Source organism: Micromonospora sp. I033, assembly GCF_053890995.1.
This window is the reverse complement of the sequence record NZ_JBSSLX010000001.1, coordinates 63734-77804: the sequence shown is the minus strand read 5'-3', so window position 1 is coordinate 77804 and position 14071 is coordinate 63734. Positions and strand designations below refer to the sequence as shown.

The following is a 14071-nucleotide window of genomic DNA, read 5'->3' as shown; positions in this document are numbered from 1 at the left end:
GTCACACCAGGTACTGGCTGAGGTCGCGCTTCAGGAACGTGCCGTGCCCGGCGGCGCCGTGGAAGGCGTTGTCGTCGACGACGATCCGGCCGCGGGACAACACGGTGGAGACCTTCCCGGTCAGCCGCATGCCCTCGTACGCGGAATAGTCCACCTTCATGTGGTGGCTGCCGGCGGAGATGGTCTGCTCGGCCGTCGGGTCGTACACCGTGATGTCCGCGTCCGCGCCGGGAGCGATGACGCCCTTGCGTGGGTAGAGGCCGAACATCCGGGCCGGCGTGGTCGAGCTGATCTCGACCCAGCGCGGCAGGGTGATCTCGCCCTTCACGACGCCCTGGTAGAGCAGGTCCATCCGGTGCTCGACGCCCGGCATCCCGTTGGGGATCTTCGAGAAGTCTCCCCGACCCAGCTCTTTCTGGTCCTTGAAGCAGAACGGGCAGTGGTCGGTGGACACCAGCGACAGGTCGTTGGTGCGCAGGCCCCGCCACAGTTCCGCCTGGTGCTCCTTGGGCCGCAGCGGGGGAGAGGCGACGTACTTCGCGCCCTCGAAGTCGGGCCTGGCCAGGTCGTCCAGCGACAGGAACAGGTACTGCGGGCAGGTCTCGGCGAACACGTTCTGCCCGGTGTCACGGGCCTGGGTGACCGCGTCGAGAGCGTGCGCGGCCGACAGGTGCACGATGTACAGCGGTGCGCCGGTGACCTTCGCCAGGGTGATCGCCCGGGAGGTTGCCTCGCCTTCCAGCTCGGGCGGCCGGGTCAGCCCGTGCTGTACCGGGTCGGTCCGCCCACTCGCCAGTGCCTGCGCGACGAGCTGGTCGATGGCGATGCCGTTCTCCGCGTGCATCATGATCATCGACCCGGTGTCCCGGGCCTTCTGCATCGCCCGCAGGATCTCCCCGTCCGTGGCGTAGAAGACACCCGGGTAGGCCATGAACATCTTGAAGGTGTTCACGCCCGCGTCGATGCAGGCCTCCATCTCCTTGAGCGACGTGTCGTTCACGTCCGAGACGATCATGTGGAACCCGTAGTCGATCGCGCAGTTGCCGTCGGCCTTGCTGTGCCACTTGTCCAGCGCGGACAGCAGCGACGTTCCCTTGCCCTGCACGGCGAAGTCGATGATCGTGGTCGTGCCGCCCCAGGCCGCCGCGATCGTCCCGCTCTCGAAGGTGTCGGCCGAGAAGGTGCCCCCGAACGGCATCTCCATGTGGGTGTGGCCGTCGATGCCGCCCGGCACCACGTACTTCCCGGCCGCGTCGATAACTCGCTCGGCGCCGGACGCCCACTGCTCGGCCAGACCCGAGTCCGGCGCGGCGAGCGCGGCGATCCGCTCGCCCTCCACCAGCACGTCCGCCGGGTACTCCCCGGTGGCGTTGACGACTGTTCCGTTGCGGATGACGATGCTCACGGCGTCACCAGCGATTCGTAGGTCTCCGGCCGGCGGTCGCGGTAGAACGCCCACAGGTCGCGCACCTCGGCCAGCCGGTCCATGTCGAGGTCACGGACGACGACCTCTTCCTCCGTGTCCGACGCGGCGTCGCCGACAAGTTGCCCCCGCGGGTCCACGAAGTAGGACTGGCCGTAGAAGTCGTTGTCGCCCAACGGTTCCACGCCGACCCGGTTGATCGTGCCGACGTAGTACTCGTTGGCGACCGCGGCGGCCGGCTGCTCGAGGCGCCAGAGGTACTCCGACAGGCCCCGGCTCGTGGCGGAGGGGTTGAAGACGATCTTCGCGCCGGCCAGCCCCAGCGCCCGCCAGCCCTCCGGGAAGTGCCGTTCGTAGCAGATGTAGACGCCGATCCGGCCCACCGCGGTGTCGAACACCGGATAGCCCAGGTTTCCCGGCCGGAAGTAGAACTTCTCCCAGAACCCCTTCACCTGCGGGATGTGGTTCTTGCGGTGCTTGCCGAGGTAGGTGCCGTCGGCGTCGATCACCGCCGCCGTGTTGTAGTAGACGCCGGGTTGTTCCTGCTCGTACATCGGCACGACCAGCACCACGCCGTGCTGCTCGGCGAGCTCACGCATCAGCGCGGTCGTCGGCCCGTCGGGGATCGCCTCGGTGTACGAGTAGTAGTCGGCGTCCTGCACCTGGCAGAAGTACGGACCGTAGAACAGCTCCTGCAGGCAGACGACCTGTGCGCCCTGCGACGCGGCGCTGCGGATCGCCTCGACCGCGTTCGCGATCATCGACTCCTTGTCGCCGGTCCACTTCTGCTGCACCAGCCCGGCTCGGATGATGTTGCTCACCTGATTTCCCCCTTCGCGTGGCTGCCGCGCGGCGGCATCGACAGCGCCAGGTAGACGAGGAACCCGGCGATCAGACCGACCACCCAGCTGTAGTCGTAGAGCGGCTTGAGGAACGGGATGAGCCCGTCCTCGGGAAACGGCCCCTTGCCCGGTGCGGAGTAGGCGCCACCCACCGCGAGGACCGCGCCGACGACGGTGGCGACGATGGCCGCCCAGTTCCAGCCGCCGGAGAACCAGTACCGGCCCTCGGGACGGTAGAGGGCGGGCAACTGGAGGCGCGTGCGGCTGCGGACCCAGTACCCGGCGATGAGCACCCCGGCGACGGCGCCGAGCAGGCCGCCGTAGAACCCGAGCCACACGAAGATGTAGATGTTGGGGTCCTGCACCAGCCGCCACGGCTGGATCAGGATGCCGAGCACTCCGGTGATCAGCCCTCCGGTCCGGAAGTTGACCAGCCGGGGTGCGGCGTTGGAGAAGTCGTACGCCGGGCTGACCGTGTTGGCGGCGACGTTCACCGACAGCGTCGCGACCACGACCGTGAACAGGCCCAGCGCGACGACCAGCGGGTTCTCGAACTTGGCCGCCAGCTGGATCGGGTCCCAGATCGCCTCGCCGTAGATCACCGCCGTGCCCGAGGTGATCATGATGGACAGGATGGCGAAGAACGACATCGTGGTGGGCAGGCCGAGGACCTGGCCGACCGCCTGCTGCCGCTGGCTGCCGCCGAAGCGGGTGAAGTCGGGGATGTTCAGCGACAGCGTCGCCCAGAAGGCGATCATCCCCATCAGGGACGGCGCGAACAGCTTCCAGAAGTCGGCGCCCCAGCCCAGCTTCGACGGCTCGGACAGGATCGGACCGAGCCCGCCGGCCTCGACCAGGACCCAGATCAGCAGGGCGACGGCCACCACGATGACGAACGGCGCCGCCCAGTTCTCGAAGCGGCGCAGGGTGTCCATGCCTCGCCAGATGATCGCCATCTCGATCGCCCAGAACAGGAGGAAGGAGGCCCACAGCGTCCACGGGTAGTCCATGATCCGCGCCGCGTCGACCCACCAGGAGCCCAGCAGTTTCCCGGCGATCGCGTAGATCGCCTCACCGCCGATCCAGGTCTGGATGCCGAACCAACCGCACGCGATGAACGCGCGGAGCAGAGCCGGGAGGTTCGCGCCGCGGACCCCGTAGAACGCGCGGGCGAAGACCGGGAACGGAATCCCGTACTTGGTGCCCGCGTGGCTGTTCAACAGCATCGGGATCAGGACGAGCAGGTTGCCCAGGGTGATCGTGAGGAACGCCTGCACCCAGTTCATGCCGAGCTGGATGAGCCCGGCGGCGAGCAGGTAGGTGGGGATGTTGTGCGCCATGCCGATCCACAGCGCCGCGAAGTTGTACGTGTTCCAGGTGCGCTTCTCGATCGGGACCGGGGCGAGCTCCTCGTTGAAGTAGCGGCTGCCGGCGATCGTGGAGAAGTCGCGCAACTCGACCCGGCCGTCCGGATGGGTGATCTGCGTGCCGGGTTCGACCGCGGTGGTTTCGGCCGGGGGCAGGGGTTCGACGGTCATCGGTCACCTCCTGATACGGTGCCGCAACACTGGCCGACCAACCCGGCTCACGCGCTCCTGGTGGGCGGTTCAGCGCGATCTTTATGGGGGAATGGTGGGTGTCGCGAGCCCGCCACGGGCAGCGGCAAAGTGTCCACGCTTGCCATGATCGGGGCACACTCTGTACACGGCACGCCCGCACCCACCTGTCAATCAGTACGGCGGGTGGATTAGCGCTGCGAGGGGCCCTACGCGTCGAGTTCGTGCACCAGGAGCGCGACGTACAGCGACAGCACCGACTCCGGGTCCTCCAGCGACACCCCGAGCACCTGCGCGATCCGCGACAGCTGCTGGTAGTAGGCCGTACGCGACAGGTGCGCCGCAGCGGCCGCCGCCGACTTGTTCCCGCCCTGCTCGCAGTAGCAGCGCAGCAGCTCCACCAGCCGGCTGCGCTGGTGGGCGTCGCGCGCCAGCAGCGGGCCCAACTCGCGGTCGGCGAACGCCTGGACCCGCTCGTCCTCCCGCAACAGGTGCAACAGGCCGCGCAGGCGCACATTGTCCAGCCTGTGGTAGAGCTGCGTCCCGGGGGTGCGCAGGGCCGCCCCCGCGACGTGAGCGGCCTCGCCGAGGCTGCGGCGCACCTCGGCGGCGTGTGACACGGTGGTGCCGACCGCCACCAGCACCGGGCCGGCTGTCGAGCGGTGCACCTCCTCGGCCAGCCGACGGAGGACCGCGTCGACCCGGGCGTGGGCGGGCAGCGACAACAACGCTCGCACGCTCGTGTCGTCCACGACGCCCACCAGGGCGGGCACCGACACCCGCCGTGCCGCCGACGCGGTCACCTCGGCGAGGTCGCGCAGCACCTCCTGAGTGGCCAGCGCAGGCGCGCGCGGCGTCATGTGCCCGGGCCGGATCGCCACCCCGACGAGCTGCCGCCGTTCCAGGCCGACGCCCAGCGCCGCCGCCCGGGCGGTCAGATCCGGCGGCGGCACCGCCTGACCGAGCAGTTGCGCGAGCAACATCCGATGCGTCTGCCGTTCCAGACTCTCCCGATCACGGGCCACGAGCCGGTGCACCGCCAGCGCCGACGCGGCCCGCTCCGCGACCACCATGTGCCGGTGCGGCGGAGGGTCCGGCGAGAGCAGCACCAGGCGTCCCCAGTCGGCGCCCTGCGCGCCGACCACCGTGACCAACCAGCCGGCCTCCTCGTCGTAGGCCGTCCGCTCGGGCACGGCCACGGACCGGGACCGCTGACTCCAGTCCGCGAGCAGCTCGGTGGGATCCTGCCCGGCCGCGTCATACGCGAGCACCTCGTGCCCCAGCGTCTCCAGCACGACGGGCAGCCCGGAGATCCGGGCCACCTCGCGCAGCACCTCGGCCGGCTCGGCCCCGGCCACGGTGAGCGAGGTGAACGTCTCGTGCACCTGCTCGGCGGCCCGCAGTTCGGCGAGCTGGGCGTCGACGATCAGCGCCACCACCGCCTCGGTGACCGACACGAACCGCGTCTCCTCCGCGAGCGTGATCAGGGGGAGTCGGTGCCGGTCGGCCGCTGTCACGAGCGCCTCGGGCACGTGATCGTTCCACCGGCGGACCAACTCGATGACCAGCCCCGCCGCGTGGACCGCGGCCAGGTCGTCCACGTAGCCCGTGAGCGCCGCCGGCTCCTCCGGCAGCGCGATGCCCGTGGTCAGCACCAGCTCCCCACCGCGGAGCAGGTGCGCGATGTCGGCGACCTCCGCCACGTGGACCCACCGGACCCGGCCCTGCATACCGGCCGACCCGGCCACCACCTGCGGCCTCGCGCGCCGGAACACCGGCAGCGCGACGGCTTCTGCGACGGAGGGATACATCGCGACCTCCCTACTACCGGGATTGCACACAACGTAATGGCAGCGGCGGCAGAGCGGTACAGGTTGCACATAGCGGTTGGACAACGAATGCCGCCACACTCGGCCTACCGGCGGAGATACGGAGGACGCGATGGCGCACCGCGAGCTGCTGACCAGACACCGGTCCGTGATGCCGAAGTGGCTGGCGCTGTACTACGAACAGCCCATCGAGTTCGCCAGCGCGTCCGGTCGCCGGGTGACCGACCGGGAGGGACGCACCTACCTCGACTTCTTCGCCGGCATCCTCACCAACGCGATCGGCTACGACGTGGCCGAGATCAGCGACGCGGTCCGGTCGCAGATCGACACCGGCGTGCTGCACTCCTCCACGCTCTACCTGATCCAGTCGCAGGTCGAGCTCGCGGAGAAGATCGCGCAGCTCTCCGGGATCCCGGACGCCAAGGTGTTCTTCACCAACTCGGGCACCGAGGCGAACGAGACCGCGCTGATGCTCGCCACCCAGTACCGGCGCAGCGAACAGGTGCTCGCCCTGCGCAACTCCTACCACGGCCGCGCGTTCGCCACCGTCGGCGTCACCGGCATCCGCGGCTGGTCGGCCAGCGCGCTCAGCCCCGTCAAGGTGAGCTGGGTGCACGGCGGCTACCGCTACCGCAGCCCCTTCCGGGACCTGCCCGACGCGGACTACGTCCGCGCCTGCGTCGCCGACCTGCGGGAGATCATCGAGACGACGACCGCGGGTGACGTCGCGTGCATGATCGTCGAACCGATCCAGGGCGTCGGTGGCTTCGCCACCCCGCCGGACGGGCTGTTCGGTGAGTTCAAGAAGGTGCTCGACGAGTACGGGATCCTCCTCGTCTCCGACGAGGTGCAAACCGGCTGGGGTCGCACGGGCGAGCACTTCTGGGGCATCCAGGCGCACGGCGCCGTGCCCGACGCGATCACCTTCGCCAAGGGCCTGGGCAACGGCCTGGCGATCGGCGGAGTCATCGCCCGGGCGGGCCTCATGGACTGCCTCGGCGCCAACTCGATCTCCACCTTCGGCGGCAACCCCCTCGCCACCGCCGGTGCTCTGGCCTCGCTCAACTATCTCCTGGAACACGACCTCCAGGCCAACGCCGCGGAGCTGGGTGCCCGGCTGCTCGACGGCCTCCGCGCGGTCGCGCAGGCGCATCCCGTGGTCGGGGACGTCCGCGGCAAGGGCCTGATGATCGCGCTGGAACTCGTCGGACCGGACGGCGCGCCCCACCCGGCGGCCGCCGCCGCACTGCTGGAGGAATCCCGGGAACGGGGACTGCTCGTCGGCAAGGGCGGCCTGTACGGCAACGTCATCCGCCTGGCGCCACCGATGACGCTGACCCGGGCCGAGGCGGACGAGGCGCTGGAGATCCTCACCCAGTCGATCGAGGCCGTGGCCAAGGAGGTGCAGCAGCGATGAGGACCACCCACTGGATCGGCGGCAAGCCGTGGAACGGCGTCGCCGAACGCGCCGGCGACCTCTACGACCCCGCCACCGGCCAGGTCGCAGGACAGGTCGACTTCGCGACCGCCGCGGTCGTCGACCAGGCCGTCGCCGCCGCCGGCGAGGCCTTCACCCGCTGGCGTACGGCGTCCCTCGCCCAGCGGTCGAACGTGATGTTCGCCTTCCGCGACCTGCTGAACGCCCGCCGGCCCGAACTGGCCGAGATCATCACCGCCGAGCACGGCAAGGTGCTGTCCGACGCCGCGGGCGAGATCCAACGCGGGCTGGAGAACGTGGAGTTCGCCTGCGGCATCCCGCAGATGCTCAAGGGCGGCTTCAGCGAGAACGCCTCCACCGGAGTTGACGTGTACTCCATCCGGCAGCCGCTCGGCGTGGTCGGCGTGATCACCCCGTTCAACTTCCCCGCCATGGTGCCGCTGTGGTTCGCGCCGAACGCGATCGCGTGCGGCAACAGCGTGGTCCTCAAGCCGAGCGAGAAGGACCCGTCCGCGGCCAACTTCCTCGCCGAACTGTTCGCCGAGGCCGGGCTGCCGGACGGAGTGTTCAACGTCGTGCACGGCGACAAGGAGGCGGTCGACCGGATTCTCGAACACCCGGCGGTGAAGGCGATCTCCTTCGTCGGCTCCACCCCGATCGCCCGCTACGTCTACGAGACCGGCACCCGCAACGGCAAGCGTGTGCAGGCGCTCGGCGGCGCGAAGAACCACATGGTCGTCCTGCCCGACGCCGACCTCGACCTCGCCGCCGACGCCGCCGTGTCGGCCGGTTTCGGCTCGGCCGGCGAACGATGCATGGCCATCTCCGTCGTCGTGGCCGTCGACCCGGTCGGCGACGCGCTGGTCGACAAGATCAGTGAGCGGATCGCCGCGCTCCAGGTCGGTGACGGCCGTCGGCCGGGCTGCGAGATGGGACCGCTGGTCACCGGCGCCCACCGCGACCGGGTGGTGTCGTACCTGGACGCTGGACGGGCCGCGGGGGCAGAGCTGGTGGTCGACGGGCGGAGCCACCCGATCGACGGTGACCGAGCCGGCTTCTGGCTCGGGCCGAGCCTCTTCGATCACGTCGACACCGACATGTCCGTCTACACCGACGAGATCTTCGGACCGGTGCTCTCGGTGCTGCGCGTGCCGAGCTACGACGACGCCGTCGAGGTGGTCAACACCAACCGCTACGGCAACGGCACCGCCATCTTCACCAACGACGGCGGCGCGGCCCGGCGCTACCAGAACGAGGTCGACGTCGGCATGGTCGGAGTGAACGTCCCGATCCCGGTCCCGGTCTCGTACTACTCCTTCGGCGGGTGGAAGGACTCCCTGTTCGGTGACGCGCACGCGTACGGGCCGGAAGGAGTGAACTTCTTCGTCAGATCCAAGGTGGTCACCAGCCGGTGGCTCGACCCCTCCCACGGTGGCGTCAACCTCGGCTTCCCCCAGAACAGCTGAGCACCTCGGCACCAGGACGAAAACGCGTGGCTCGTCGGCGCGTCCCGCCCTACCTTGTACCTGGATCTTCTTCTCCGAGCCACTCACGAGAGGACTTCACCCCGCGTGACCCCGCCTGCTCTTTAGACCTGACACCGTCCCGCGCATCGGTCGCCGACGTCGCCGTCGGCTCTTTTCCCATGCCTTCCGTCAGGTTTGAAGAGAGATCATGTCTACGCGTCCTCACACCGTGCTGTCCTGCGCCCTTCGGCGCGCGCGCCTACCCCTGTTCCCATTCCGTCGCGGCCACTGCCGTTCCGGCCTCGCCAGCCCCGGCGACGGCACGTTCCGCGTCGATGCCAACGGCACACTCCCCGATCGCTGGTTCCTGGTCGCCTGCGTTTCCTGCGACCGCACCAGCGCCATCGCCGTTCACGATCGCGTCCCGGTCCGCTACCCGGATGCGATCCCTCTGGATGGCTACTCCCGCACCTCCTCGGCCCTCGTCGCCCGCCTCCGTCTCGACCCGTCGCGCCAAGAGCGGCATCCCGCTGAACCGCGGAACTCACCGGTTCTCCTCGTGCGTCCCGCCGTGAGCCGCCGTGGGCCTGAGCCGGGGCGAGAGGCGCGGTGGCCCTGCCCCGGACTGCGTCACGCGGCGGTCCGCGCGCGGTCGTTCATGACCGGGCGCGAACGACGGTCAGGGCCGGCCCGATACGGGCGGCGAAGGTGAACGCGCGGGTGCCGGCTCGGTGGGACCTGGCGTGAAGAAGCGGACGATGTCGTCGGCCGCGGTGGGGGACAGCATCATCGCCTGGACTCGTGCGGACATCTCGGCGATCCGGTGGGTTCTGACGAACATCGCCTCCTCGTACGCCTGGATCGCCGGGTCGGGGCCGGCGGGGTTGCTGGCGAGCTCGGCGGCGAGTTCGGCGGCGTCGAGCATGGCCTGGTTGGCGCCCTCGCCGACCGGCGGCATGAGGTGCGCGGCGTCACCGATGAGGGTGACGCCGCGCTGGTGGGCCCAGCGTGTACCGGTGGGCATCGCCTCGATCCGGCGTGGGGTCGGCGGGCTGTCGCCGGCTTCGATGAGTGCGGTGAGGCGGGGTCCCAGCCTTCGAACATGTCCAGCAGAGCACGCCTGCTGCGGTAGGTGTCCAGGTGGCGGTCGTCCGCGGGCAGGGAGATGCCGACCCGGATGCTGCCGTCGCCGAGGCGTTGTGCCGCCAGGATCTGGCTCACGCCGATGCACCAGAGGTTTCCGGGGCCGACCAGATCGGCGAGATCCGGGTGGCGCCGGTCGGCGTCGCTGATGCTGAGCTCGACCAGGGTGGCGACGGAGGACGATGTCGCGTCGGTGAGCAGCGGCCGGACGACGGAGCGTGCGCCGTCCGCGCCGATGAGGACGTCGCAGTCGGCGTGGTGGCCGCCATCGAAGGTCAGCCGGAAGCCTCCGTCGGGTCGTGGCGTCGCCGCGACGAGCCGGTGCTGCCACATCACGGTGTCGGCGGGGAGTGAATCGAGCAGAAGGTCACGCAGTGCGCTGCGGTCGATCTCGGGGCGTCCGGAGAATGAGCCGGGTTGCGGCTTGTGGTGCACGAGGGTGCGGCCGGTCGGGTCGAGGATGCGATGTTCCTCGCCCTCCGGCCGTGCCTCGGACCGGAATCGGCCGGCGAGGCCGGCATCGGCCAGGGCCCGTTGCCCGGACTTCGGGTGCAGGTCGAGCGATCCGCCCTGTGATCGCGCGGATTTGGTTGCCTCGCGTTCGTACACCACCGCGCCGATGCCGTGCCGGTGCAGGATCCGGGCCAGCGTCAGGCCGCCGAGGCCGCCACCGGCGATCGCAATTCGCATCATCATCTCCGTTACCGTACGCTGTATCTCATGGATACGCCGTACGGTAGTCCACCGCTGCCCGTCTGGGAACGGCCCGAGCCTCAGCCGCGGGCGGCGCCGGTGCCGCTGAGCCGCGCGAAGATCGCCACCACGGCGATCCGCCTTGCCGACGCGCACGGCCTCGACGGGCTGTCGGTACGCAAGATCGCCAAAGAGCTCGGTGTCGGTCCGATGCGGCTCTACGACTACGTGATCAACAGATCCGAACTGCTCGATCTGATGGTCGACGCCGTGTACGCCCAGATCGCCGAGGTCGGCCAGCACTCCGAGTGGCGCGCCACGGTACTGGCCATCGTTCACCGGACCCGCGAAGCCGCCCTTGACCATGAATGGTTCGCCGACCTGCTCGGCGCAAGGCCACACCTGGGACCTCACGCGCTCGCCGTGGGCGAAACGACCGCGGCGGCGCTCAGTCAGGCCCCCGGCGTGCGCGGTACCGACGATCTCCAGCGGGCCGTCGGCGCCCTCAACGCCTTCATCGTCGGAGCGCTCCGCAGGGAGATCACCGAGCGACGCACCGCCCGTTCCACCGGCACCGACGTGTCCGCCTGGCAGGCCGCCCTCGGGCCCTACCTGACACGCATGCTCGAAACAGGCCGCTATCCCACCGTCGCCCGGCTCGTCATCGACGGCGCCCACCTCAACGCCGAGGAAACCTTCCACCACAACCTGATCACCATCCTGGACGGCATCACCAGCCGTCCCCAGACGTGATCCACTGCTCGGAGGTCGGTCTCAGACGGCCTCAAGGGCGAAGAAGAGAAAGCCGATGAACGATCCGCCTTCCTCCAGACCGGGGGAAGCCGCTCCGGAGGAGTGTCCGGCGCCGGAGGTGGCTCGCTGACGGTGGCGATGCGGAACCCCGCGGAGTAAAGGCATCCGTCATGGCATGCAGTGGTCGATGCCAGAAGGTCAGGCACCTCTCTCGCCCTTGTTTCTCAATTCGGCTATATACATCCGCTCGTCGACTACGCCACCGCCAAAGTCGTCGGGATAGTGCCAGGCGCCGGTGTACTGGTCGGTGCAATCTGGCCGCAGTGCGCTCGCTACCGGACAGTGCACGCGAGTGACGGCGCGCAGCAACCGTCTGATCTCGTGGCCGTCGCCTGACGCGCCCCTCAGTCGTCGACTTCCTGTGCCGCCGCGGCGATTGGCTCGAGCCCCGCGATCAGCTCGTCGAGCTCGTCGGCGGTGAGCACGTCGTACGCCGGCGCCGCCAGCTCGTCGGTGAGGGCCTCGATCCGCTTCTTGGTCTCCCGCCCGGTGTCGGTGAACCCGCCGGCGGCGTCCACGAGGCCGCGGCGGCGCAACCCGTCGACGACACCGGCGAGCTGTGCCTTGGGCAGGTGGTGGGTCCGGCCGAACTCCTCCGCCCGCATGCCGAGGGAGAGGGCGAGCAGGACGTGGGCCTCGGTGCCGCCGATGCCGTGGGCGAGGAGGGCGGCGTTGTGGCCGTCTCCGCGGTGTTCCCGCAGCAGCGTCGCCGCGTGCCAGAGCCTGGCCACCGGCTCTGCGGGCACGTCGAGCGCCCGGAGTCCTGCGTACAGTGCGCGGCCCTCGGTCGGCGCGCTGACCGCCGCCCGGGTGGCGAGGTCGGCGGCCCGCACCAGATCGGGGGAGCCGGCGAGCTGCCCGATCCTCTGCCGCAGCGCTGCGGCGCTGCCCCGCTCGCGCACCGCGATCGCCTCCTGCGGGGTGATCTTCCCCCAGACCCACGGGATGTGGCGCGCCACCTCGCCGTCGGCGAAGTTGTAGAAGACCGCGTGCACCACCTCGGCCGGCGCCAGGCCCAGCGGCGCGGCCCGGCCCGCGAAGTACCCGTCCCAGTAGTTGCGCATACCCAAGGCCAGGAACGCCTCGTTCGGCACCGCGGAGAAGGTGACGGTGGCGATCGGCTCGACGAGCTCGAACATGCGGTGGACCTTGGCCAGTGGGTGCGTCATCGGTGGCAGCTCCTGTGGTCGTGACGGCGCCTTCGTGGACCGCCTCTCACCGTAGCTACGAACGCCGCGGCCCGGATGCGACAACTCCGGCCGACATCAATCCAGCCAACATCAGCTCACTCTCGTTGCCGCAGTCCGGGCGCTGACCTTCGTCGGTGAGCAACCGGATTTGCCGACGAGCGGTAGCGCTGGTCGGAAACCGAGTGCTATGACCGCCAGTGTGTTCGACATCTTCGCTGGGGTTCGACGGGCAATGCAGCGGCGAGCCCGCTCGCGCAATGCGGCCCGGTTTCCCAAGGTCCACATTGGCTGGCGCTACATCCGCTACCAGGAGCCGTTCCGGCGCCTTGAACTCGGGGTCGAGCCCACGGTGAAGGGGCGGGCCCTCCTCTACGTGCCCACCGTCGAAACTTGGGCCAGGGAGATGCCCGCTTGGGCACAGGGGCGCCGCGACGAGATCCTGGGAGTCATCTTTGATCGCGTTTTCCCCCATCGCGATTTTGATATCGAAGAGTATTAGACGGCGGTCTTACTGTTCTGCGGTGACGGATGGTCAGGGCGGTTGCTCTGGGCGACGTGGCGCATCATGATCGGGCGATGCTGCACAGGGTGTTCCGATGGTAGCCACAGGACGCGGCGGGGTTCGGCCCGTCGAGTCCTTGACACCGCGCGCCCGGCGGAGTCGTGTTCTACGAGGCGAACGGATACCTGATCGACGACGCCGGGTTTGCCTATCTGCCCGACGGCCCAAGTCCGGACCTGGAAACCCCTGACTTTGAGTCCCCGGTCTTCAAGCACCTCGGCGGTGCCTGGTACAGCTGGACCGCGAGCTGGTAGGCGAGGAACGCGAGGGCGAGCACTGGCCCTCCTACGCGACAGCAGCGGCGTCCGCTGCCTCGGGCGCTGGTTGCTCAAGTGTCAGCAGCGGTGGCGTGGCGGCGATCGGAGGGGTCAACGCCAGGACCAGTTGGTCGCCCCCGTCACCGCCGAGAGTGAGACAGCCGAAAGGTGAGAAAGAGCCGTTCACGAGACGGCCCCATTCTCGGAGCCCTTGGAAGCCAGGAAGAGTTCGAGGGCCTCGACGACGAGGCGGTGGTCTTCGAGTTGGGGCAGTCCTGAGACGGTGACGGTGCCGACCGGGCCGGTGCCCCTGAGGATGATCGGGAAGCAGCCGCCGTGCGCGGCGTACCGGGCCGCTTCGAGGTGGGATTGTTCCTCGAAGGTGGTGCCGCGGTCGCGGTAGGTCTGGCCCACGAGGTAGGAGCTGTGTCCGAACCGACGGACGACGCGGATCTTGCGTTCGATCCAGTCGTCGTTGTCGGCAGAGGTGCCGGGCAGTGCGTAGTGGAAGAGTTGGTGGTCGCCGAGGCGGATGTCGACGGTGACAGCGTGGCCGCGCTCTCTGGCCAGCCCGACCAGGCGAGTTCCCAGGGCCCAGGCGTCGTCATGGTCAAAGCGGTCGAACTGCAGGCGTTCTTCCTGCTCCTGAAGCTCCGGCGTCACGGCGTACCGTTCCCTTCCTCGATCGTCAGAACGATCTAAGCAGAGGAAGAACCGGCGAGCGGAAAGTCCCGCGCTGAACAGTGCCCCCAGTAGTGGGTGCCCGGGGCTTCATCCGGTGGACCTGGGCGCCGAGGCGTGGCCGTGCGGCGGTCGGTGACCGTTACGCTTCGCAGGGCAGTCCAGCAGGGGAGTGCCC

13 protein-coding genes and 1 pseudogene are annotated in these 14071 nt (G+C 69.4%); 6 read left to right on the top strand and 8 right to left on the bottom strand.

Features of this window, described 5'->3' with window-relative positions:
* Position 1 precedes the first annotated feature (1 nt).
* From hydA to ACW0Q9_RS00335, 4 genes are all read right to left on the bottom strand, one after another.
* On the bottom strand, positions 2–1405 hold the full coding sequence (gene hydA / locus ACW0Q9_RS00350) for a dihydropyrimidinase (protein ID WP_456177496.1): 1404 nt from the start codon (positions 1403–1405) through the stop codon (positions 2–4).
* Entirely contained in the window at positions 1402–2244 is an 843-nt protein-coding gene (locus ACW0Q9_RS00345) for a nitrilase-related carbon-nitrogen hydrolase (protein WP_456177495.1), read from the bottom strand. Before ACW0Q9_RS00345 ends, hydA begins: the two co-directional genes overlap by 4 nt.
* A complete protein-coding gene (locus tag ACW0Q9_RS00340; RefSeq protein ID WP_456177493.1) occupies positions 2241–3803 on the bottom strand; it encodes an NCS1 family nucleobase:cation symporter-1 in 1563 nt (520 codons plus the stop codon). Before ACW0Q9_RS00340 ends, ACW0Q9_RS00345 begins: the two co-directional genes overlap by 4 nt.
* Before the next feature lie 227 nt (positions 3804–4030).
* A complete protein-coding gene (locus ACW0Q9_RS00335) occupies positions 4031–5632 on the bottom strand; it encodes a PucR family transcriptional regulator (protein WP_456177491.1) in 1602 nt (533 codons plus the stop codon).
* A 130-nt stretch (positions 5633–5762) separates the two neighbouring features.
* On the opposite strand from ACW0Q9_RS00335, the gene ACW0Q9_RS00330 reads away from it, so the two are divergent.
* From ACW0Q9_RS00330 to ACW0Q9_RS00320, 3 genes are all read left to right on the top strand, one after another.
* Positions 5763–7067 (top strand): aspartate aminotransferase family protein, encoded by a 1305-nt coding sequence (locus ACW0Q9_RS00330; RefSeq protein ID WP_456177489.1) that lies wholly within the window; start codon positions 5763–5765, stop codon positions 7065–7067.
* Entirely contained in the window at positions 7064–8554 is a 1491-nt protein-coding gene (locus tag ACW0Q9_RS00325; protein WP_456177488.1) for a CoA-acylating methylmalonate-semialdehyde dehydrogenase, read from the top strand. Before ACW0Q9_RS00330 ends, ACW0Q9_RS00325 begins: the two co-directional genes overlap by 4 nt.
* Positions 8555–8762: 208 nt before the next feature.
* Complete coding sequence (locus tag ACW0Q9_RS00320; protein ID WP_456177486.1) at positions 8763–9266, top strand: DUF1062 domain-containing protein; 504 nt, start codon at positions 8763–8765, stop codon at positions 9264–9266.
* Here ACW0Q9_RS00320 and ACW0Q9_RS00315 read toward each other — a convergent pair.
* Positions 9234–9578 (bottom strand): FAD-dependent oxidoreductase, encoded by a 345-nt coding sequence (locus ACW0Q9_RS00315; protein ID WP_456177484.1) that lies wholly within the window; start codon positions 9576–9578, stop codon positions 9234–9236. The genes ACW0Q9_RS00320 and ACW0Q9_RS00315 overlap by 33 nt on opposite strands.
* Positions 9579–9862: 284 nt before the next feature.
* Positions 9863–10387: pseudogene (locus ACW0Q9_RS00310) on the bottom strand (FAD-dependent oxidoreductase); the annotation flags it as partial.
* On the opposite strand from ACW0Q9_RS00310, the gene ACW0Q9_RS00305 reads away from it, so the two are divergent.
* A complete protein-coding gene (locus tag ACW0Q9_RS00305; RefSeq protein WP_456177482.1) occupies positions 10322–11143 on the top strand; it encodes a TetR/AcrR family transcriptional regulator in 822 nt (273 codons plus the stop codon). The pseudogene ACW0Q9_RS00310 and the gene ACW0Q9_RS00305 sit on opposite strands and share 66 nt — an antisense overlap.
* Positions 11144–11547: 404 nt before the next feature.
* Here the strand turns inward: ACW0Q9_RS00305 and ACW0Q9_RS00300 are convergent, their stop codons facing one another.
* Positions 11548–12372: a MarR family winged helix-turn-helix transcriptional regulator gene (locus ACW0Q9_RS00300; protein ID WP_456177481.1), complete on the bottom strand. Its 825-nt coding sequence runs from the start codon at positions 12370–12372 to the stop codon at positions 11548–11550.
* Between the two features lie 220 nt (positions 12373–12592).
* Between ACW0Q9_RS00300 and ACW0Q9_RS00295 the strand changes: the two genes are divergently transcribed.
* Both ACW0Q9_RS00295 and ACW0Q9_RS00290 read left to right on the top strand, forming a co-directional pair.
* On the top strand, positions 12593–12892 hold the full coding sequence (locus ACW0Q9_RS00295) for a hypothetical protein (RefSeq protein WP_456177479.1): 300 nt from the start codon (positions 12593–12595) through the stop codon (positions 12890–12892).
* Positions 12893–13056: 164 nt separating this feature from the next.
* A complete protein-coding gene (locus ACW0Q9_RS00290; RefSeq protein WP_456177478.1) occupies positions 13057–13209 on the top strand; it encodes a hypothetical protein in 153 nt (50 codons plus the stop codon).
* 186 nt (positions 13210–13395) lie between these two features.
* Here ACW0Q9_RS00290 and ACW0Q9_RS00285 read toward each other — a convergent pair whose 3' ends face one another.
* Entirely contained in the window at positions 13396–13875 is a 480-nt protein-coding gene (locus ACW0Q9_RS00285) for a heme-degrading domain-containing protein (RefSeq protein WP_456177476.1), read from the bottom strand.
* Between the last annotated feature and the right edge of the window lie 196 nt (positions 13876–14071).

Coding starts and splice junctions, on each gene's coding strand:
- ACW0Q9_RS00330 (WP_456177489.1), top strand. CDS start 5,763: ATGGCGCACCGCGAGCTGCTGACCAGACACCGGTCCGTGATGCCGAAG.
- ACW0Q9_RS00300 (WP_456177481.1), bottom strand. CDS start 12,372: ATGACGCACCCACTGGCCAAGGTCCACCGCATGTTCGAGCTCGTCGAG.
- ACW0Q9_RS00315 (WP_456177484.1), bottom strand. CDS start 9,578: ATGCCCACCGGTACACGCTGGGCCCACCAGCGCGGCGTCACCCTCATC.
- ACW0Q9_RS00340 (WP_456177493.1), bottom strand. CDS start 3,803: ATGACCGTCGAACCCCTGCCCCCGGCCGAAACCACCGCGGTCGAACCC.
- ACW0Q9_RS00335 (WP_456177491.1), bottom strand. CDS start 5,632: ATGTATCCCTCCGTCGCAGAAGCCGTCGCGCTGCCGGTGTTCCGGCGC.
- ACW0Q9_RS00325 (WP_456177488.1), top strand. CDS start 7,064: ATGAGGACCACCCACTGGATCGGCGGCAAGCCGTGGAACGGCGTCGCC.
- ACW0Q9_RS00320 (WP_456177486.1), top strand. CDS start 8,763: ATGTCTACGCGTCCTCACACCGTGCTGTCCTGCGCCCTTCGGCGCGCG.